1 protein-coding gene is annotated in these 349 nt (G+C 58.2%); it reads right to left on the bottom strand.

Translation table 11 applies throughout. The features are described from left to right. A partial coding sequence (locus CWB99_RS23885; protein WP_283236586.1) for a beta-ketoacyl synthase N-terminal-like domain-containing protein occupies nucleotides 1-349 on the bottom strand: 349 nt, incomplete at both ends.

Below are 349 nucleotides of genomic sequence, written 5' to 3'. Positions count from 1 at the left end.
AGTACCACCGCACCGGCGCCATCACCAAATAACACCGCACTGTCACGCAGGGCCCAATTGACATACCACAGCATGCGCTCGGCGGCGACTACAACAGCGGTTTTAATCATGCCTGCCTGGATTTGAGCCGTGGCCATTTGCAGCGCATATAAAAAACCAGAGCAGGCGGCGTTACTGTCACAGGTAGCGGCCCCTTTGGCACCTAGGCGTTGTTGTACTTCCGAGGCTGTGTTGGCGACCATGGTACTCGGTGTGCAAGTGGCAACCAGCACGAGATCAAGCTGCTCGGCGTCAACGCCAGCACAATCTAACGCGCGTTGAGCGGCCACGGTTGCAAGCTCGGCAGTGC

Origin of the sequence: Pseudoalteromonas rubra, assembly GCF_005887095.1 — a bacterium.
In the GTDB taxonomy this organism is placed as follows: Bacteria; Pseudomonadota; Gammaproteobacteria; order Enterobacterales; family Alteromonadaceae; genus Pseudoalteromonas; species Pseudoalteromonas rubra_E.
This window is presented reverse-complemented; position numbering and strand designations above follow the sequence as displayed.